Here is a 19,078-nt window from a genome sequence, read left to right as displayed (position 1 = left end):
ATTTAAAAGTAATAACGTAAGGTCGCTGCAATATCAGCATACTCATCAACGTAACGGTATGAAGCACCTAAAATTGCTTTTTCAGTCAAGGTGTAATTAAAACCCGCTTTTAAAACAACGTTATTGTCACTTTCTTCATCATGTAAACGCTCGTAACCTAAGCCTGCATTTACTTCGAATTTATCCGTGACTAAATGCCTAACTTGCACATTAGCAGAGAGGATATCAGCACTATCTGAGTCCGAGTAAGCTGATTCTGACGATGAGAATACTTGGCCATTAAACCTTTCTTCGACTAGGTTTATGAAGTCAGTGCTGTACTTCAGTCTACCTAGATTGATACTGTAATCTAAATTGGTAACTGCAGATAAACGTTGAATATAACCCGCACTGAGCTCTAATCTAGTAAATTCAGCGTCTAGCTTTCCTTCAGTGTATAACTGTGACGTTCCGACATACTCACCGTTTTGAAAGATATCACGATAATCCTCAGAGACACTATTTGACAGATCATCTGATGTGCTTGCATATAAACCGGTTAGATACCAATTACTACTTACTTGCTTGCTAAGCTTAACTGCATAACCATCAAAGCTAAGTTCATCCAAGTCATCTACGTCCATTTTTGCATAGCCAACTTCGACATAGTCATAACTTAAGCCAGCCGTTTCATTCGCCACCGCTGTTATTGAAAAAAGTGATAAAGCACCTGCGATTACTGCATATTTCATTTAATTGTCTTCCATAATAAAAATCGTAGGGAAAATAGCAGTTACAGTAATATTTCACAATTAATTGCATACATCTTTAGGTAAATAAATGTGAATAACCACACTTAAAAAATGATTTATTTGGATTTAAATTGAGGAAACACATATTACGAGGGAGCAACTATATGGTTGCAGAAAAGCCAGACTGTCCATAAGGCGAGGTGGCGGCTTGATAAAACTGCGCAATGCGACCTGCACGCTGCTCAACTTCAATATCGCGCTTAGCCGTTGCGGTTTCTGATTCAGCAGTAGTTGCAACTTTCTCATCCTTTGTTAATTCGTTATCTACTTTGAACGATGCTGATTGCGTACTGCTTTCATCATCACTGTCTATATTACTAAGCTCTGCTTGCGCTGCAGCGAGCTTTTGAGTGGCATCAGCAGCAATCGAACGATCAGCACCAGAAGGCTCTGCCGGCGCTAAAGCTGCAGCACGTACCGTTTGCATTTTCTCTATTGTAGCTCGCGGGTCACCTGCTATTTCAGCAACGTCAATTTGTACTTCGCCGCCAACAGCGTAATTGGTACCATCAGGTCCACGTTGGTACTCATAACTTGGCGAACCTGCGTGTTGACCACCAACTGATGAATGAGCTTGCTCATGAATACGTACTTCAGTATCACGCGCTTTTAACTCTTTAATTTGCTCAGCGTCTTGTTGCTCTTGCTGAGCTACTTGCTCTTTTTGCTTTGCCTCTTTCTCTTTATCTTGTTGTTGCTGTTCATTTTGCTCTGGATTTTGCTCTGCATCTCCCTGCTGACGCTCTTGAATTACTTTTTCGTCGGCAAGTTTACCCTTGGCATCATAAGTGCCGGTATCAGTTGTACCGGGTTGTTTAGTTTTTTCATTATCACCGAGCGCTTTGTTTTCAGCATTAGTCGGTTTTGTAGCTGCAGGTGGCGGGATAACTTCCCGAAGTTGGTTGTCACGCCGAGCGGTTTCCGTATAAACATTTGCGGTGTTTATATTAATATTTGGAAATGGCGTGACAATGTTCATGGCAAATTAAACACGAATATCAATCAAAGTCCCCAGTACTTCGTCCGCGGTTTGAATTGATTGCGTATTGGCTTTGGCATTAAACTCTTCGACCTTTAAATTGACCAAGGCTTCATCAATACGTGGTGGTTGTGACACAGGAGCGGTTACCGCTTCTTCCGGACGAGCAGCTTGCAGCTGGCGCTGTTGGGCAAGCTGAGCGTCGTCTTGTTGCTCAATGCTGGCGCGATTTATTTCTGCGCTGGCTTTCTCTATACCCTGACTGGCACGATTAAAACCTTCAACACCGTTATTAAACACAGATCCGATTGGCATACAACACCTCCACCAATGATATATTGGTTAATTATCGCTCATAAAACAGTCAAAATAAAGCTTTACTGCAGAGTTTTTCAAACCACCGTAAAGTTACTTTTCAAAGCATTGATTTGACGGCAGATAAAAACTCTTTTTTATGGGATATAAAAGGTGCGTGTGACGCCTTATCGATCACTTCATACTCAAAATCGTGTTTTAAAACTTTCATTTTGGTTACTGCGCGATACGGTACCAATGCATCTAAACGGCCAAATACAGCACGGATTGGCACTGGACAACAGGCAAAAGCATCGCGTAAATCATCTTGCTGTAAAATATCCAAACCAGCAGTTAATGCGCACTCTTGTGGAGCCGGAAATTCATTGAGTAACTGTTTAAGTTGTTTAATATCATCTCGGGCATTTTCACTGCCCATCGCCTGTATTGCCAAAAAGCGATCGATGGTTTTCTCGCGATGAGTGACTAACTGCTCTTTAAATGCAGCTAATACATTTGCTTTTATTCCTGGCCAATCATCGCCTTCAGCAAATAATGGAGTTGCAGCAACTAATATCACTTTCGCGACTTTTTCAGGCCAGTGCTTTGCAATATAAAGAGCAAATAAACCACCTAAAGACCAGCCCATTAAGGTAGTGTTTGGCTGTAATTGATTGCTTAATTGTAATGCAGCGGCATGCAAAGTATACGGCTTTGGCGATGTTTGATTATTACCGTAACCGGGTAAATCAACACTGCGTACTGTATCGTTATGCATAAATTGAAGCTCCGGCAAGATCAACTGCCATACGCCTTGATTCATCCCCCAACCATGTAATAACACCAGCTCATTTTGCATTTTTTATAACCTTGCTCCAAACTTAGCGCTCATAATAGCGTTTGAGGGAATGAATGCAATGACTGCTTTTCATCAATGTTTTCAACAGCTGGGCGATTGGTTTTTTCCTTCTTTTTGTGTGCAATGCCAAAGTATTATCCGTACCAAACATAGTTTATGCGAACATTGTTTAGCTGATTTGCCGCTATTAGATATAACCACACATGCTAATTTACTGTATCGCCCAGATGTGGTTGAGTTATTTCCTGATTGCCAATTCGATTACCTGTTCGCTTGCGCGTGGTATCGTCCCCCTTTTGATGGTTGGCTCACGCAACTTAAATTTAGTAACCAGATTCATTATAAAAACGCATTGTCGTTAATTATTAGCCAACAACTGACTGTTAGTAAAAAAAATAGCGAAATATGGCCAGATTTATTTATTATTTTACCTCTACATCAGCAGCGTTTTTTAAAGCGAGGCTTTAACCAAGTATCACAATGCTGGTTGCCATGTTTAGTAAATGAAAATATTGATTCTCAGAGTTTACAGCGTACAAAGAAAACCAAAGCACAGTCATCACTTAGCAAAGCTAAACGAGTAAAAAACTTACATGGCGCATTTATATGTAATACCGATATGAGCGGAAAAACAGTTGCTATAATTGATGATGTGATGACAACAGGAGCAACTCTTAATGCAGCTACCGTCGCCCTTAAAAAGGCTGGTGCTAAGCAAGTTTGGGCATTTGTAACCTGCTTAACACCATTAGGACATTAATACTTAAGCTAATTAATCGGCATTCGCTCTAAATGTGTGACCAAAAAACAATGCATTGCTCAATAAACGACTGGTGCCGTACCAATAGCCCCTAAATACCGGATCATCTGTCATACCAATCACACTGCCACGACCATACGAATGTGCCACTAAACCAGCCGCTCCCGCTACTTGCTCAACATTAACATCATCGGTAAAGCCCGCTAGTAATGGCTTTTGAGTATACTGCAACACATTTACAAATGGTGCAGCCGACATTTCAAGTAACCAAGTACTATTTTTAAATACTGGTAAGGTGTCACGCTGTAATGAAAAAGTAAGTGGGTGCGTTAAATCGGCTTTAGTATTAAATATCGCTCCAGCAATACGTTGACGCCCAGCTAGATGATCTTTATCACCATAGTTTAAGCCATCCGTTTTGAAGGCGCTGGCAACATCTCGGCGTGATAAATAACTGGTTTTTAATAGTTGTTGATCGACTAAAAACTTAGCCCCACCTTTGTGGCCCCAAATAACTCCACCTTTACGTACCCAAGTTTTAATTGCTATTTTGTCAGCATCTGAAAGCTTATTGTAATTTCCATGAGCCAAAACAATGTGGCTGTAATCACTAAGTTCAAGATCACCAAAACGTTCCATTTCCACAATGGTAGGTGCCACACCAACAAAGCGATCTAAGTAATACCACACTTCACCTACTTCATATTGACTAGTCCCTTGGCCACCAACGAGTAATACTTTCGGCGCTTTAACTACCGCTAACGTCCGCGAGCCTAAATCGACACCCTTTGCCGTTAAGCCAGAAGTAATAGGCGTAATCGCAATACCAAACTCATTTTGTGCACTATTTAATAACGACACCCATTGCGGATTTTTTTGAATCCCAGCAGGAATAATAATACTACCCGCAGCAAATTCCTGTGTACTTGCAAGCGATTTAGCTGATAACGGGCTGAGCGCCACACGAGCTTGCACACCTTGCTGTAATAATTTATTAAGCATTTTCGGAGCTAAATAATTATCCCATTTAAAGCCAAACGCATACTGTGCATCTAACTCAGCAAATTGTGGTTTTTCAGGCTGTTGCCATGCATTTTTACTAACGTCTAAGCCCCAGCCACTTTTGATTGCTGCAAACTCCAAGTTAAAAGCGTGGGCTAACGTCCAACCGGATACATCATAAAAAGTGTTATCAACAAAACGCTTTTGCTCACTAAAAATGGCTTTAACTAAGCGATATTGTGGCTGGGCTAATGGCACAAAATAACTTTTAGCAGAAAAATTCTTACCATCCGCTTTTACTGCTTTATTAAGTGGATAAGCTTTGATCTGATGCTGTTTCAATAAATCTAAAAAAAGTGCGCTACGTGTTGTATCTGCACCGCCTTGCACTACATAACCTTTATAATCTTCATCATTAGCAAGCTCTATAGCATTATTGTAAAAACTAGCTTGGTAATCGAGTAATGCTTGGCGATTATCTATCGCAGCCTGAAATGTAGATAGGCTCGTAAGCAGCTGGTTTTTAATCGTAAATGCAAAACTCAGCGGTCCATTTATGGTTTCTTGCAGATGACCACGAGAACTTGCTTGCTCAAATAAAATACCCACACCACCATTCACATCTGGATAAGTTGAACCTTTGCCATAGTAAAAATCATCAAAGCTTTCTTCGGTAAAATATAACGCGTTGTGTTCATCCAATGTTTTGGCATGATAGTTACCTATTGCCTTCGTGAGACTGACATTTTCATCAGGGGTGATCGGATGCTTACGTGATGGAATACCTGGCTGAAAGAAAAACGTGCTATTGGGACCCATTTCATGGAAATCAGTAAGAATATTGGGTTTCCAGTAATGAAACTTAGCAATACGAGCACGTGATTCAGGGTGTTGTAGCAGCAACCAATCACGATTTAAATCAAACCAGTAATGGTTAGTACGGCTACTTGGCCAGCTTTCAATATGCTCCCGAGTTTGTGGATCAGACGATAAGTTCATACCGCGATTACTATTCGCCCAATTCGCAAAGCGTGCTAAACCATCTGGGTTTAATGAAGGATCGAGTAAAATAACCGTGTTATTTAATAGCGTATCAATTTCTTTACCTTGCGCCGCAGCTAAATAATAAGCCACTAGCAAGGCTGAATTACTACCAGAAGATTCATTGCCATGAACGCTATAACCCATCCAAACGACCGCTGGCTGATCGGTTTCTTTGGCTTTTTCTGGATCGGCTAAACGCGCCAAGTGCGCCTTACGTGTTTGCTCCACATTCGCCAACTTATCAGCTGCGGTGATAGTTAGCATAACGAGCGGGCGCTGCTCATGGGTACGACCAATGACTTCAAAATTAATACGGTCACTTTTTTGTGCCAATATTTCCATATAACGAACGAGTTGATCATGACGTACGTGCCACTGCCCGACTTCATAGCCTAAAACCTGCTCTGGAGTGGGAATAGTTGGATCAAATTTCACATCATCATTGAAATAATATGAAAGCGGTTGTGCTAAACAAGAAAAGCTTAGCAATAGTGTAAAGATTGTTATTATCAAACGCATAGAAAACACTCAGTAAATGATCAATGTTTGCACGCTACCATTGCTTAAAATAGATGCCAAATTTTTACGCTCAACACTGGCGACAACGCGATGAGCGGAGTATGATAACCAGTATCCGAGTAATTTAGTCAAGTATAGTTGTTTTATGATTTCTATTTCCGAAACCGCACAATCGCATTTTGCAAAATTATTAGCTGACCAAGCTGAAAAAACAAATATTCGCGTATTTGTTGTTAACCCTGGCACATCACAAGCGGAATGTGGTGTATCTTACTGCCCTGAAGATGCAGTAGAAGCCACCGATATTCGTCTTCCTTTTAACGGCTTTGATGCTGTAGTTGACACAGAAAGCGCGCCATTTTTAGAAGAAGCTGAAATCGATTTCGTTACCGATAAAATGGGCACCCAGTTAACACTTAAAGCCCCCAATGCTAAAGCCCGTAAAATCGGTGATGATGCAGGACTTAACGAACGTATTCAACACATGTTAGAAACAGAGGTTAACCCTCAGCTTGCTAACCATGGCGGCCAAGTAAGCCTTGTAGAAGTAACTGCTGAAGGTATTGCTGTTCTTCAATTTGGCGGTGGCTGTAATGGTTGTTCTATGATCGATGTCACACTAAAAGAAGGCATTGAAAAAGAAATGATTGCTAAGTTCGATGAAATCACCGGTGTTGCTGATATTACTGATCACAAAGCTGGCGATCATTCTTACTATTAATAGTAAGCAGTCATGCTAAAGCCGCTGATATATCGCTTAGGTTCAGAGCCTAAGCTCAGCTTAAAGCGCTTTTTACGCGGCCTAGCACTGTTTGTGCTAGCCGTGATATTAATCACCCTCGGCTATTATAGCCACTACAGCTTACAAATCATCGGCTTAGTAATTTTAGCCATAGCACTATTCTTCGCCGCTTGGGGCTACTTAGGTATCTTTGCTAATCGCTTTTCGCAGCTATTAGACAGAAAAGATTCCCGTCCAGAAGAAGATCCTGATCTTTGGAAATAGCCAAAGCTCTAGGTTCTATCAAAATACTGCCATGAAAAAGCACTCATCAACAATACCTATTTAATTTGTCTTACTTTATTTCAGTTGTTGCGGGAGCCTGAGTTTATGGAGAGCGAACCGACGACCTTCGGGTTATGAGTAACCCAACTTATGCGTGTTACTAAATTTCAGACATAAAAAAACACTCATTAAGAGTGTCGATTCATTATTACTTGATTTCAGTGGTTGTTTAAATAGATGGCCTTTGCTGGCTAATGTAGAGCTGAGACCGACGAGCTATTTATTTCACTGAGTTTCAGGCATAAAAAAACACGCTTTAGGCGTGTCTGTTTAATATTCTAAATTGTAATTTCAGTTGGTTGCGGGAGCCGGATTTGAACCGACGACCTTCGGGTTATGAGCCCGACGAGCTACCAGGCTGCTCCATCCCGCGCCTGAAATATTAAGTGTTATTTTACTTCTTACTTAATTAATTAAAGAAGTCAGCCAACTCACTAAAGAATTGGTTGCGGGAGCCGGATTTGAACCGACGACCTTCGGGTTATGAGCCCGACGAGCTACCAGGCTGCTCCATCCCGCGCCTGTATATTTTAAGTCTATCGACTAGTGATTTTTAACTCTCACCAAGAGTTTACAGTAACCGCTTCTTTAAAAGAATTGGTTGCGGGAGCTGTGAAAGGTGAAGAGTGAACCGACGACCTTTTAAAACTTCCAATGCACCAAATCATTTAAGAAAATTGGTTGCGGGAGCCGGATTTGAACCGACGACCTTCGGGTTATGAGCCCGACGAGCTACCAGGCTGCTCCATCCCGCGCCTGTAATTTCTTTTTCAACGGTTTCGCGTTATTTGCGAGCCTGTTTCGAAGAGAGCGCTATAGTATAGGAATCATATTATAATGCAACAGTTAAACTGCTTAAAGCTGTTCAACCGAACAAAAAGCAAACAAATAGAGTAATTAAAGCGCTCTTTGGTGTGGACTGATCATTTTTTGCCACTCCCAATCAGGGTGACCCATCACTATAAAGTCAGGGTTCTCTGTACTCTCACGCTGATTGTAGGTTAATGGATTAAATTCAGCATCAGTAATACAGCCACCTGCTTCTTCAACAATTATTTGCGATGCTCCCGTATCCCACTCACCTGTTGGCCCTATCCGTAAAAAACAGTCAGCTTTACCCTCAGCAACAATACATGCTTTTAAAGAGCATGAACCTACAGCAACTGTTGTAAACTGCGCGTTCAAGTATTGACTAACAGCTTCAATTTTTTGACGACGACTAACAGCCAAAGTTAAGTTATCTGGAGTGGCAACATTGATCTGCTGCTCTACGCCATCAACACGCTTAAATGCACCATTTTGATAACTGGCAAAATAAGTTGTCTCTTTCGCTGGCCAATAAATCACCCCAAGCACTGGGCGATTGTTTTCAATCAAAGCGATATTTACCGCAAAGTCGCCGCTTTCTAAAATAAACTCACCGGTACCGTCCATTGGATCGAGTAACCAATAGCGCTGCCAATCTTGCCTATCTGCTAAAGCAGGGATTGGTGTTTCTTCTGACATAATAGGAATATCTGGCGCTAGTGCTTTTAATCCAGCAACTAACACATCGTTAGCGGCTAAATCGGCTTTAGTGACAGGTGTGTGATCTGACTTTTCTTGCTGGCCAATATCATCTTTCTTGTAAATAGCCATAATCGCAGCACCAGCGCTTTGCGCAAGCTCAATACATGGCTCAAGTAATTCAATCATTCGCAGCTCCTGATTCTAAATGCTTAGTTAATAATAGCAAAGCTGCAACGCTTCGTGCTTCGGTGAAGTCTGATTGTTGTAATAATGACTGCCAATCGGTTAATGGCCACTTAACAACCACTAATGGTTCTGGCTCGTCCCCAACTAAAGTTTGCGGATAAAGTTGTTGCGCAAACAATATGTGCATAGTCGCATTAAAGTAACTGGGTGCCATTGAAACCACTTTAAGTGGCTGAAGTTGCTCAGCACCAAAGCCAACTTCTTCTTTTAATTCTCGGTTTGCTGCTTGTTCTGGTGTTTCACCAGGATCAATTAAGCCTTTTGGGAAGCCTAGTTGATAATCATTAGTGCCAGCACAATATTCTCGTACTAACAGTAATTCATTATCAGCTGTTAATGGCACTATCATTACAGCCCCTCGGCCACCGCCGCGGATCCGTTCGTATTGACGCTGTTCGTCATTTGAAAATTTTAATTCAAGTGATTCCACCGTAAATAATCGGCTTTTAGCAACAACTTCGGTGCGAAGAATTTGTGGTGGTGTTGGGTGCTTTTTCTGTGTCATTGGCATTAATTTGCTATCATGGCAGTTAGTTCAATAATAAACCCTATAAGATGAAATTCCTATGTTAAATTGGTCAAAAATCGATACTGTGCTGCTAGATATGGATGGCACTTTGCTCGATCTCCATTTTGATAATCACTTTTGGATGACAGTGATCCCTGAGCAACTCGCTATCGCAAAGAATATTAGTTTGGCACAAGCCCAAGCGGATATATTAAAACGCTATCAAGCCGTTAGCGGTCAAATCCAATGGTATTGCTTAGATTACTGGGAACAACAACTTAATTTACCTATTATGGAGCTAAAATATCAGCATCAGCACCTCATTAAAATGCGTGAGGATGTACCAGCATTTTTAACGTCGTTGCGAAAAGCGGGTAAAGAGTTGATTTTACTTACCAACGCACACCCGGAAAGTGTCATGCTCAAGTTTGAAAAAACCAATATTGATAACTATTTAGATGGTGTGGTGTCGACTCATCAATATGGTGTGAGTAAAGAGCAGCAAAGCTTATGGCAGCAAGTACAACTCGATTTAGGTTTTGATAAGCAGCGTACGCTGTTCGTTGACGACAGTTTAGCGGTACTAAACGCCGCAAAAGAATATGGTATTGGCCATTTATTGGCGGTTGCAAACCCAGATAGTAAACAACCGCACAATGAAATCAGTGACTATTTGAGCGTCACTGATTTTCGTGACATGCTGCCTTAATTTTTAGGGTAGCGAGCCTCTAAGCCTTGATATACAAGCTTTGCAAAATCAGCATGTTCCGTATTCAGGCTTTTAACGACCTCAACTAAATGCTCGTTATCTTCTTTGCCATGCCATTCTTTAATGTAGCTACCATCTTTATAACCATGATCTTGGCGGAAAAAATTAAGCGTATTTTTACCTACATAGCCTCGATATAAATCATCAATATCCATACCTATTTGCGCCATACATCCAGCGAAGGCTGCGGCGTTAAAGGTTTTCTCAGCGACGGCTGACGCGGCGAGAATTTCTAACGTTTGTTTGAAATCATCAGCTTGTTGCGGTGCACTTAACTGTTGTTCCAACTGCTTAGCAAGCTCTAAATAACTGGTCTCACCATCAATGCGTAACGATAAACCGAAGTGAAAAATATCAACCAATTCTAAAATAACTTGCTCGGTATCTGGAGTTTGCTTTTTCCACCATTTCCAACCGTAATGATCAAGCATTTCAGCGCATTCAACCCAAATAGCGCGATACCATTCAAAGCCTTGGCTAAACCATTGATCATGAACTTTGGTGTTCATGGCATTTTGCATTTCTAGCATCACCACTAGTTTGTTTAAATTGGCAGACATATCTCTTCCAGTTACTATTTTAATTGCCGTAATAATACAGATAAATACTCTTCGATGAAATCGATTCTACGTACTGATTGTGGTTAATACGCAGAGGTCGCTAACACAAATATTGCCAATATAGCTAAGGGCATTTCATTACGCGGCACCCGAGGATATTTTGCTAACTGAAAACTGACGGCTACCTGCCTGTAGTAAATTCTTGCCATGAATTAATCAGATCAACAAAATCTTCAAAACCACAGCCACTACTTAAACCATTTTCCTCGAGCATAAGCTCATCATCTTGATAAGCAAATAAATCTTCAGAGTCTTGGTGCAAGGCATGGGCTTCAAAAATGGCTTCATCTTTATTTAAGATCAAATCAATTTCTTGGCCCTGTAGCGTTAACGGCTCAAAACTACTTGATACTGAGGCTATTAAAGCTTGTACCATAGCAATTTTGTCTTTGCCGATCTCTTCATTTAACCAACGGCCAATAACCGCATGTTCACTGCTAATTTTAATCCGCAGGCCACTTATTGGATCGCGTATAAATTGGTATTCCATAACTTTACCTAAATACAACTAATGCTCGGGATTATACCCTAGTCAGTGCTGAATAAATAAAGCCAGTGACAAAAATAGCGCTAAAAAGCGCTATTCTTTGAAGTGATACAGCTACCGATAAGATCTAAACCGCGCGGCATCAATGATTGCCCAAATATAGACGATCGGCAGTAATATAAAACCAATCGCAACATAAATAAGCGCACCACTAATAACCCACGCTAGGAAGAAACCAATTGCCGCCATGATCCGGCCTTGAACTAACTGCCCTAAACCTGGGAAAAATATATTACAAATCGCTGCGATAACATTACCGCCTGAACCTTGCTCTGCCATGTTAACCTCAATTATTAATTTAATTTTATTCTTATCTACCTACATTCTTCATGCCAACTATTTAGTTATTAAAAATCAATACGTTAAAATCAACAGTAATACAAAGAACTAGCTAAAATCGTGATTTTTACTAAATATAAGTCAAATTGGCGATATCACTTCACACCATTGACCTAGCTTAGCTAAAAAATGACTATAAATGAATCATTAAGTTTTTAAAGCCTTTAGACTATGTATTAAATTAACTGGTTATAAAAACAGTATTTTATTTAGCCTAACAAAAACACCTGTTATACTGCTTTTAATATTGATTGAAAAGGCGTGATGATGGACGTTTCAGAATTACTCGACGGTTTAAATGATAAACAACGGGATGCAGTTGCAGCCCCACTCCAAAATATGCTGGTGCTTGCTGGCGCAGGCTCTGGGAAAACTCGAGTACTCGTTCATCGTATCGCATGGTTAATGCAGGTTGAGCAAGCCTCCGCTTATAGTATTTTTGCAGTAACCTTTACCAATAAAGCAGCTAAAGAAATGCGCACGCGCGTTGAACAGGCCCTTCAGGCACCAGTAGGTGGTATGTGGATTGGTACTTTCCATGGCTTATCACACCGTATATTGCGCGCCCACCATCGCGAAGCAAACTTACCAGAAGCGTTTCAAATTTTAGACTCTGATGATCAACTTAGAATGATCAAACGCTTATTAAAAGCCATGAATATTGATGACAAAAAATGGCCTGCAAAACAGTTTGGCTGGTATATCAGCGCCAAGAAAGATGAAGGTCTGCGCCCCAAAGATATCCAAGCTTACGACATCAACGAACAAATGATGCTCAAAGTTTACACCGCTTATCAAGAAGCATGTGATCGAGCCGGATTGGTTGATTTTGCCGAAATCTTATTACGTAGTTTTGAAGTACTAAAAAACAATCCAACCTTACTACGTCACTACCAGCAACGTTTTGCCCATATGCTAGTAGACGAGTTTCAAGATACCAACACCATTCAATATGCATGGCTTAAATTATTAGCTGGCGATACCAACAGCATCATGATCGTAGGTGATGATGACCAAAGTATTTACGGTTGGCGTGGTGCTAAAATTGAAAACATTAAGCGCTTTTTGACCGATTTTAAAGCCGAAACTATTCGCCTTGAACAAAACTATCGCTCTACTGCCACTATTCTAAAAGCGTCTAATGCACTTATTCAAAATAACTCAGACCGAATGGGTAAAAGCCTCTGGACTGATGGCAATGATGGTGAACCTATTTCTGTTTATGCCGCTTTTAACGAATTAGACGAAGCGCGCTTTGTAAGCAGCAAATTACGCAGCTGGTTAAACGCTGGTAATGCCCTACAAGATGCGGCGATTTTATATCGTAGTAACGCGCAATCGCGGGTACTTGAAGAAGCGATGTTACAAGAAGGCTTGAAGTACCGAATTTACGGCGGTATGCGCTTCTTTGAACGTCAGGAAATTAAAGATGCACTGGCATATTTACGGCTCGTAGGTAATCGTCAGGATGATGCTGCATTTGAGCGAGTGATTAACACTCCTGCTCGTGGCATTGGCGATAAGACCTTAAGCCATATTCGCGATTGTGCGCGTAGCGAATCATTACCATTATGGTACGCCGCCAAAGCCATCGTAGAACAACAACATTTATCAGGACGTGCGGCGACGGTTGTTACTAAGTTTGTTGAACTGGTAGAACATATTGAAGATAAAATTGGTGATCTCACTTTAGAAGAGCAAGCGAAATACGCTATTCAAACATCTGGTTTAATGGCGATGTATCAAGCAGAAAAAGGCGAAAAGGGCCGCGCTCGGGTAGAAAACTTAGAAGAGCTGATCAGCGCCTGTGGCCAATACGAACTCCCGGAAGATGAAGAGTTTAGCTCACCACTGCAAGGATTCTTGGCTTATACCTCACTGGAATCAGGTGATGGCCAAGCTGAAGAACATGAAGATGCAGTGCAAATGATGACGTTGCACTCAGCGAAAGGCTTAGAGTTTCCACTCGTATTTATGGTTGGTGTTGAAGAAGGCATGTTCCCATCTCAACAAAGTAATGAAGAATCAGGTCGGTTAGAAGAAGAGCGTCGTCTTTGTTATGTCGGGATGACTCGTGCGATGGAAAAACTCTATATTAGCCATGCCGAGAGCCGCCGTCTTTATGGTCAAGAAAAGTACCACAGTCCATCACGCTTTTTACGTGAAATGCCTGAAGATTGTATTGAAGAAATTCGTATTAAAACTCAAGTATCGCGACCACCCGCAGCAGGACGATTTAGCTCATCAGTTAGTCATGCCGTATTTGAAGAAAGTGGCTTTAGCTTAGGACAACACGTATTACATGCAAAATTTGGTATGGGAACGGTTATTAATTACGAAGGCAGTGGCGCTCAATCTCGCGTACAAGTGAATTTTGATGACTTTGGTAGTAAGTGGTTAGTAACTGTTTATGCACGACTACAAGCCATTTAACTCGTTAATAAGTAATATCCTACCGCAAATTGCCTATGCTAAACATAGGCAATTGCTACTCATTACTGGCGAACAAAACTGGTGTTATCAACAGGCTAATGAGTTACTCAAGCAACTTTGCCATCCGCTTGTTAAGGTATTATCAACTAGTGGCGAACTCACTGACAGTAGCTGGCCTGAACATACTCATCAAATTCTTGGCCAAGAATTTCAGCATGTTATTTATGACGGTTTTAGTGGCTTAGTGCCAGACAAATTTGCCGCTCTTAGTGGCACTGTTCAGGCTGGCGGTTTATTTATTGTATTGTTACCAGAACTTGATGATTTACACTATTGGTGTGACCCAGCACTGACCGCCTTTCAATCATTTGCTCAACAACAACAGCAGAGTTATTTTAACCAACGCTTGGCACGCTTACTCCAGAGTAATTTGTATCTGCACCTGAGCCAACAATCAGGCTGGCAAACGTTACCAGAAACAAGCCAGCTAGCAGGTAAAATAAACCTAACTGAACAGCAATTTTGCATCGAGCAAATCATTAGAACTGCCAACGGTAGAGCCAATCGGCCTTTATTGATCAGCGCCGATCGTGGCCGTGGAAAATCGGCGGCTTTAGGGCTTGCTGCTGCAACACTTAACGATAAAAAAATACTCATTTGTGCACAGCAGTTTAACGCCCTACACAGCTGTTTTAAACACTTTGCCGCAGCACGAGGATTAAGCTATCAAACTCGGGATAAACAACTCGCCAACTTGCATTATATCGCTCCGGATCAATTACTAAATGAACTACCTGACTGTGATGTATTATTGGTTGATGAAGCTGCTGCGATCCCAGTACCATTATTAATTAAAATGCTCACGCATTATCCCCGCATTATATTTGCCAGCACTATGGTAGGTTATGAAGGGAATGGCCGCGGGTATACTCTAAAATTCAAACGTTACCTAGAGCAACATTATAAAAATATGCATAGTGTTACTCTAGAGCAACCAATTCGCTTCGCAGCGAATGATCCGCTAGAACAGCATATTTGTAATTTGTTAGCACTTGACGCCGATTATCAAGATATTACGCTAGACACCAGCGCTCTGCTCTATTCTGAACTGACTCCCCAACACCTTGCTGAAAATGAAGCACTACTGCGTCAAGTCATTGGGCTATTAGCATTAGCGCATTATCAAACTAGCGTGAATGACTTGCGTCACTTACTTGACGCGACAGAGCAACGCATCTTTGTATGTCAGCAACAAGGCGTTATTATTGCAGTATGCCTAATTGCGATTGAAGGCGGTTTAACCGCAGACTTGAGTCAACAGGTTGTTAGTGGTCAACGTCGCCCACAGGGGCATTTGATGGCGCAAACATTAGCACAGTTAAGTGCTAATGCTGACGTACTAACAAGGTTGTGTGCTCGTGTTGTGCGCATTGCTGTAGCTCCATCACAGCATAGTAAATGTATTGGTTCACAACTTATTGCTCATTGTGAACAGCAACTAGCATCAAGCTGTGACTGGTTTGGAGCCAGCTTTGGCGCTAATGCGAGCCTACTCAAGTTTTGGCAAATGGCGGGATTTAGTTTAGTTAAACTAGGCTTTGTGCAAGATAAAGCGACTGCAGAACATGCAGCTCTTGTGGCTAAAAGTTTAACTGATCGCAGCTCGCTAATTAAAAATCTGAAAACTGATTTTCAATCAGACTTTGCATTGCAACTACTTGATCATTTCAATCAGTTAGATCAACAATTAGTCGAACAAGTACTGCGTGACTGTGCTCAACATAACGCTGATAACATCCAAGATACACGTCTAGCTGCATTACTAACAACAGATTACCAAATTTTTACCATCAAACCTTTATTGTGGCGGACACTTTGGTGCACACCAAGCAGCTTATCTAATTGCGATGAAAATACCAAATGTCTTTTTATTAGACTAATATTACAAAACTGGTCATCACAAAAGGCACAAATAGTTTTACAGATCCGTGGTAAAAAATCACTCGATAAACTATTCAAACAGGCTGTTACTAATTGGTATGAACAATACTTACTTAAAAAATTACCTTAGCGTTCTTTTCTTCTTTTTATTTTCACATAGCAATTTCGCCTATGCCGAGAACAAGCCAGCGATAAAATTAGGCATGTCTACCGCGTTAACAGGACCTGCTAAACAAATTGGTGAACAACTTTACCTAGGTAGTAATATCTATTTTAACAAGCTAAATAAAAACGGAGGTATCAACGGAGCACACGTAGAATTAATAGTCGCCGACGATGGCTATGAACCAAAACGCGCAGTAAGTAATACTCGTCGCTTTATTTATCAAGACAAAGTAGATGCGCTATTCGGTGCAATGGGAACTCCAACAAGCTTTGCTGTTTTACCAATCCTTGAACAACTGCAAATTCCATATTTAATGCCTTATAGCGGCGCTAAATTTTTGCATTATCAGCCAACAATTAATGTATTCAACATACGAGCTAGCTACGATGATGAAGCTAACGAGCAAATAAAATACCTAGTCGAAGAACACAATCACACACGTATTGGATTTTTAATTCAAGCAGATGAATTTGGTCTTGTAGTAGAATCTGGATTGCGAGAATCGCTCGCCAAACACAATCTAAAGCCAGTTAAAGTCGCGCGCTATCAACGAAATAGTAATGATATTAAGGATGCTCTCAAAGCACTAAAAGCCAGTGGTGCTACTGCCATTTGCTTAGTAGGCACTTATAAACCACTGGCTGAATTTATAAATAGTGCCCATGAACAACAGTTTATACCTGACTACACCAGCATATCTTTTGCCTCAAGCAATGACTTATTTGCTCGCCTAAAATACCCCAGTAAACTTATGGCGACCGAAGTAGTCCCTAACCCTAATAAATGTGACGCCTATTGGTGCACTGAATTCTTAAAAGATATGGCTGCAGCGCAAATTAACACACCTAATCGTCTGCACTTTGAAGGCTATCTCAATGCAATGGTGTTTAGCGCCGCAGCACAACGCTGCCCGCAACCACTGCAACATGATTGCTTAATGCAGCGCCTAAATATTATTTTCAGTGAAGATAAACAAGTTAACGCGTTATTCGTCAATAAAACTGATAAAAATAAGCATATTATCTATCGCTCTGTGTTTTAACAAAATAGCTGCGCTTTCTAAATAATGTTCTATTATTAAGTTATATATTTAGGAGGTGAGGACACTATGGACTTAATTAATTTTAGAGTAGGCCAGAAAACAATTTCATTAAAAATTCTCGACATACTTTTAACTGAACGCTTTGAAGATAATTTAACCTCATTACCTAACGATAATAAAAGTTTTATTGGTGTTAAAGACTATATGGAAACCCCCACTCCAATATTTGATCTAGGTATTATTCTCAACAAACAATCAACACAAGATACCAACTTATCATTAGTGAATTTATTTAGTGAGTGGGAACAAAAACAACACGAATGGTTTTTCGCACTTGAAAATAGTATTAGCCAAAATCAGTCCTTTAATCACAACACTGACATTCAGCAATCTAACTTTGCAAAATGGTACAGCAGCTTTAAAACCGAAAATGAAGATCTTAAAGCAATTATAGAACGATTTAAGATCCCTCATGCACGCCTGTATAGTCGCGCTAATAAGCTAATTGAACTAGTAAAAAAAGGTAATCCAAAGCAAGCTCTTATTGACCTAAATATTGAGCGAAACAGCAATTTTATGCAATTAATTAGACTGTTCGAATCAGCCAAAGAACAAATTGTTTTAGATTATAAACCAATCATCATTTTCACAACTAAAGATGGTAGAAACCCACATATAGGACTACTTGTTGATAAAGTCGAGGATAATATCAGTTATAAAAAAGAAGATATCAAGCCTTTAGATAAGCTAACAGATGTAGGTTTTGACATTGACCCGCAGACCAAAAATATGATGCGAGGATTAATAAAACTTGAGCATAAACATAGCGTACTCATAGACCCAAGTGCAATCTTTAGACCTGATCACTTAATGCATCAACATGCTGAAGAAACAGCAGAATATGGGTTGTTTTAGAAGTGCATTTTCTAGATAGCAGTTCCTTTTAAAGGGCGCTAGTTTCTCAAGATTAAAAATGGCGCACGCATGTCAAAGGTTAACACTGACAGCTCAAAGCCATTAGCTTTCCTACAGACGTAAAAAAGCCCGACTATTGCTAGTCGGGCTTTCTCAATTTGGAGCCATGGTGCGCTACGCCTTAGGATGTCGTGGTGCCCACAGCGGTAGAGAGCCACATAGCAAATATATAGAGTCGGCTTTAGGCTCTTATTCTTTTCCTTTTACCTGATGCCTTTTACCTTTCACCTGCATTTTCACTTTCCTACAGAGGTAAAAAAGCCGCTTCATTTCTGAAGCGGCTTTCTCAATTTGGAGCCTGGCAATGTCCTACTTTCACATAGCAAATGCTACACTATCATCGGCGCTGTTTCGTTTCACTACTGAGTTCGGCATGGGGTCAGGTGGGTCCAAAACGCTATTGTTACCAAGCAAATACGGTGCAAAGGAGTAATGACAAAGCACGTAGTGCTTACATTTCCTTTGCGCAAGGTGCCTCAACTTTAACGCTACGCGCTAAGAGTCACCTTATAAATTTGGAATTCTGATAATAAAAGTTTTCAGTAAATCTACTTTAGTCTATTAACTTCTTGCGCTATCAACTATCACATAAAACGCGTTTGGCGTTGTATGGTTAAGCCTCACGGGTAATTAGTACAAGTTAGCTTAACATATCACTATGCTTCCACA

Annotated in this window: 18 protein-coding genes, 3 tRNA genes and 1 rRNA gene; 8 read left to right on the top strand and 14 right to left on the bottom strand. The window is 40.7% G+C overall.

Annotation, left to right across the window (positions count from 1 at the left end):
* Nucleotides 1-2: 2 nt before the first annotated feature.
* The 4 genes from PSR9079_RS20460 to bioH form a co-directional block, all read right to left on the bottom strand.
* Nucleotides 3-731 (bottom strand): hypothetical protein, encoded by a 729-nt coding sequence (locus PSR9079_RS20460; protein ID WP_145242537.1) that lies wholly within the window; start codon nt 729-731, stop codon nt 3-5.
* Nucleotides 732-891: 160 nt separating this feature from the next.
* Nucleotides 892-1,770, bottom strand: a complete 879-nt coding sequence (locus tag PSR9079_RS20455; protein WP_149983058.1) for a putative metalloprotease CJM1_0395 family protein — start codon at nt 1,768-1,770, stop codon at nt 892-894.
* Between the two features lie 6 nt (nt 1,771-1,776).
* Nucleotides 1,777-2,085 carry a hypothetical protein gene (locus PSR9079_RS20450; protein ID WP_145242541.1) on the bottom strand — a complete coding sequence of 103 codons (309 nt, stop codon included), beginning with the start codon at nt 2,083-2,085 and terminating at the stop codon, nt 1,777-1,779.
* 100 nt (nt 2,086-2,185) lie between these two features.
* Entirely contained in the window at nt 2,186-2,923 is a 738-nt protein-coding gene (bioH, locus tag PSR9079_RS20445; protein ID WP_145242543.1) for a pimeloyl-ACP methyl ester esterase BioH, read from the bottom strand.
* Nucleotides 2,924-2,981: 58 nt separating this feature from the next.
* Between bioH and PSR9079_RS20440 the strand changes: the two genes are divergently transcribed.
* On the top strand, nt 2,982-3,683 hold the full coding sequence (locus tag PSR9079_RS20440) for a ComF family protein (RefSeq protein ID WP_149983057.1): 702 nt from the start codon (nt 2,982-2,984) through the stop codon (nt 3,681-3,683).
* 12 nt (nt 3,684-3,695) lie between these two features.
* On the opposite strand, the gene PSR9079_RS20435 is transcribed toward PSR9079_RS20440, so the two are convergent.
* The gene (locus PSR9079_RS20435; protein WP_149983056.1) at nt 3,696-6,248 is read right to left on the bottom strand and encodes a M14 metallopeptidase family protein; all 2,553 of its coding nucleotides are present in this window, start codon (nt 6,246-6,248) and stop codon (nt 3,696-3,698) included.
* A 145-nt stretch (nt 6,249-6,393) separates the two neighbouring features.
* On the opposite strand from PSR9079_RS20435, the gene nfuA reads away from it, so the two are divergent.
* Together nfuA and PSR9079_RS20425 are read left to right on the top strand one after the other, a co-directional pair.
* On the top strand, nt 6,394-6,969 hold the full coding sequence (gene nfuA, locus PSR9079_RS20430; protein ID WP_145242549.1) for a Fe-S biogenesis protein NfuA: 576 nt from the start codon (nt 6,394-6,396) through the stop codon (nt 6,967-6,969).
* A gap of 12 nt (nt 6,970-6,981) precedes the next feature.
* Nucleotides 6,982-7,254 carry a hypothetical protein gene (locus tag PSR9079_RS20425; protein ID WP_149983055.1) on the top strand — a complete coding sequence of 91 codons (273 nt, stop codon included), beginning with the start codon at nt 6,982-6,984 and terminating at the stop codon, nt 7,252-7,254.
* A gap of 356 nt (nt 7,255-7,610) precedes the next feature.
* On the opposite strand, the gene PSR9079_RS20420 is transcribed toward PSR9079_RS20425, so the two are convergent.
* The 5 genes from PSR9079_RS20420 to nudE all read right to left on the bottom strand — a co-directional run bounded on the left by PSR9079_RS20420 (nt 7,611) and on the right by nudE (nt 9,574).
* Nucleotides 7,611-7,687: transfer RNA gene (locus PSR9079_RS20420), tRNA-Met, on the bottom strand.
* A 70-nt stretch (nt 7,688-7,757) separates the two neighbouring features.
* A tRNA-Met gene (locus PSR9079_RS20415) sits at nt 7,758-7,834 on the bottom strand.
* Between the two features lie 158 nt (nt 7,835-7,992).
* Nucleotides 7,993-8,069: transfer RNA gene (locus PSR9079_RS20410), tRNA-Met, on the bottom strand.
* Between the two features lie 142 nt (nt 8,070-8,211).
* Nucleotides 8,212-9,009, bottom strand: a complete 798-nt coding sequence (gene cysQ / locus PSR9079_RS20405) for a 3'(2'),5'-bisphosphate nucleotidase CysQ (protein ID WP_145242561.1) — start codon at nt 9,007-9,009, stop codon at nt 8,212-8,214.
* Nucleotides 9,002-9,574, bottom strand: a complete 573-nt coding sequence (nudE, locus tag PSR9079_RS20400; protein ID WP_179959231.1) for an ADP compounds hydrolase NudE — start codon at nt 9,572-9,574, stop codon at nt 9,002-9,004. Before nudE ends, cysQ begins: the two co-directional genes overlap by 8 nt.
* Nucleotides 9,575-9,635: 61 nt before the next feature.
* On the opposite strand from nudE, the gene yrfG reads away from it, so the two are divergent.
* Complete coding sequence (yrfG, locus tag PSR9079_RS20395; RefSeq protein WP_149983054.1) at nt 9,636-10,286, top strand: GMP/IMP nucleotidase; 651 nt, start codon at nt 9,636-9,638, stop codon at nt 10,284-10,286.
* Here yrfG and PSR9079_RS20390 read toward each other — a convergent pair.
* From PSR9079_RS20390 to PSR9079_RS20380, 3 genes are all read right to left on the bottom strand, one after another.
* Entirely contained in the window at nt 10,283-10,906 is a 624-nt protein-coding gene (locus PSR9079_RS20390; RefSeq protein WP_149983053.1) for a dUTP diphosphatase, read from the bottom strand. The two genes, yrfG and PSR9079_RS20390, sit on opposite strands and share 4 nt — an antisense overlap.
* Before the next feature lie 181 nt (nt 10,907-11,087).
* Nucleotides 11,088-11,456 carry a YacL family protein gene (locus tag PSR9079_RS20385; RefSeq protein WP_145242569.1) on the bottom strand — a complete coding sequence of 123 codons (369 nt, stop codon included), beginning with the start codon at nt 11,454-11,456 and terminating at the stop codon, nt 11,088-11,090.
* A 111-nt stretch (nt 11,457-11,567) separates the two neighbouring features.
* A complete protein-coding gene (locus tag PSR9079_RS20380; protein WP_145242571.1) occupies nt 11,568-11,792 on the bottom strand; it encodes a hypothetical protein in 225 nt (74 codons plus the stop codon).
* A gap of 327 nt (nt 11,793-12,119) precedes the next feature.
* Between PSR9079_RS20380 and uvrD the strand changes: the two genes are divergently transcribed.
* The 4 genes from uvrD (at nt 12,120) to PSR9079_RS20360 (ending at nt 18,349) form a co-directional block, all read left to right on the top strand.
* A complete protein-coding gene (gene uvrD / locus PSR9079_RS20375) occupies nt 12,120-14,285 on the top strand; it encodes a DNA helicase II (RefSeq protein WP_145242582.1) in 2,166 nt (721 codons plus the stop codon).
* Complete coding sequence (locus PSR9079_RS20370; RefSeq protein ID WP_149983052.1) at nt 14,263-16,356, top strand: tRNA(Met) cytidine acetyltransferase TmcA domain-containing protein; 2,094 nt, start codon at nt 14,263-14,265, stop codon at nt 16,354-16,356. The genes uvrD and PSR9079_RS20370 overlap by 23 nt, the downstream gene beginning before the upstream one ends.
* Before the next feature lie 73 nt (nt 16,357-16,429).
* Nucleotides 16,430-17,434: an ABC transporter substrate-binding protein gene (locus tag PSR9079_RS20365; protein ID WP_246175625.1), complete on the top strand. Its 1,005-nt coding sequence runs from the start codon at nt 16,430-16,432 to the stop codon at nt 17,432-17,434.
* A 66-nt stretch (nt 17,435-17,500) separates the two neighbouring features.
* Nucleotides 17,501-18,349 (top strand): chemotaxis protein, encoded by an 849-nt coding sequence (locus tag PSR9079_RS20360; RefSeq protein ID WP_149983050.1) that lies wholly within the window; start codon nt 17,501-17,503, stop codon nt 18,347-18,349.
* A gap of 356 nt (nt 18,350-18,705) precedes the next feature.
* Here the strand turns inward: PSR9079_RS20360 and rrf are convergent.
* Nucleotides 18,706-18,820 (bottom strand): 5S ribosomal RNA (gene rrf, locus PSR9079_RS20355).
* Nucleotides 18,821-19,078: the final 258 nt, after the last annotated feature.

Source organism: Pseudoalteromonas rhizosphaerae (genome assembly GCF_902498845.1).
Taxonomy (GTDB): domain Bacteria; phylum Pseudomonadota; class Gammaproteobacteria; order Enterobacterales; family Alteromonadaceae; genus Pseudoalteromonas; species Pseudoalteromonas rhizosphaerae.
The sequence above is the reverse complement of the archived record's forward strand: the minus strand, read 5'-3'. Positions and strand labels throughout refer to the sequence as shown.

Coding starts and splice junctions, on each gene's coding strand:
- PSR9079_RS20390 (WP_149983053.1), bottom strand. CDS start 10,906: ATGTCTGCCAATTTAAACAAACTAGTGGTGATGCTAGAAATGCAAAAT.
- uvrD (WP_145242582.1), top strand. CDS start 12,120: ATGGACGTTTCAGAATTACTCGACGGTTTAAATGATAAACAACGGGAT.
- PSR9079_RS20380 (WP_145242571.1), bottom strand. CDS start 11,792: ATGGCAGAGCAAGGTTCAGGCGGTAATGTTATCGCAGCGATTTGTAAT.
- PSR9079_RS20455 (WP_149983058.1), bottom strand. CDS start 1,770: ATGAACATTGTCACGCCATTTCCAAATATTAATATAAACACCGCAAAT.
- PSR9079_RS20385 (WP_145242569.1), bottom strand. CDS start 11,456: ATGGAATACCAATTTATACGCGATCCAATAAGTGGCCTGCGGATTAAA.
- cysQ (WP_145242561.1), bottom strand. CDS start 9,009: ATGATTGAATTACTTGAGCCATGTATTGAGCTTGCGCAAAGCGCTGGT.
- PSR9079_RS20365 (WP_246175625.1), top strand. CDS start 16,430: ATGTCTACCGCGTTAACAGGACCTGCTAAACAAATTGGTGAACAACTT.
- nfuA (WP_145242549.1), top strand. CDS start 6,394: ATGATTTCTATTTCCGAAACCGCACAATCGCATTTTGCAAAATTATTA.
- PSR9079_RS20435 (WP_149983056.1), bottom strand. CDS start 6,248: ATGCGTTTGATAATAACAATCTTTACACTATTGCTAAGCTTTTCTTGT.
- PSR9079_RS20360 (WP_149983050.1), top strand. CDS start 17,501: ATGGACTTAATTAATTTTAGAGTAGGCCAGAAAACAATTTCATTAAAA.
- PSR9079_RS20440 (WP_149983057.1), top strand. CDS start 2,982: ATGACTGCTTTTCATCAATGTTTTCAACAGCTGGGCGATTGGTTTTTT.
- PSR9079_RS20450 (WP_145242541.1), bottom strand. CDS start 2,085: ATGCCAATCGGATCTGTGTTTAATAACGGTGTTGAAGGTTTTAATCGT.
- nudE (WP_179959231.1), bottom strand. CDS start 9,574: ATGACACAGAAAAAGCACCCAACACCACCACAAATTCTTCGCACCGAA.
- yrfG (WP_149983054.1), top strand. CDS start 9,636: ATGTTAAATTGGTCAAAAATCGATACTGTGCTGCTAGATATGGATGGC.
- PSR9079_RS20460 (WP_145242537.1), bottom strand. CDS start 731: ATGAAATATGCAGTAATCGCAGGTGCTTTATCACTTTTTTCAATAACA.
- bioH (WP_145242543.1), bottom strand. CDS start 2,923: ATGCAAAATGAGCTGGTGTTATTACATGGTTGGGGGATGAATCAAGGC.
- PSR9079_RS20370 (WP_149983052.1), top strand. CDS start 14,263: ATGCACGACTACAAGCCATTTAACTCGTTAATAAGTAATATCCTACCG.
- PSR9079_RS20425 (WP_149983055.1), top strand. CDS start 6,982: ATGCTAAAGCCGCTGATATATCGCTTAGGTTCAGAGCCTAAGCTCAGC.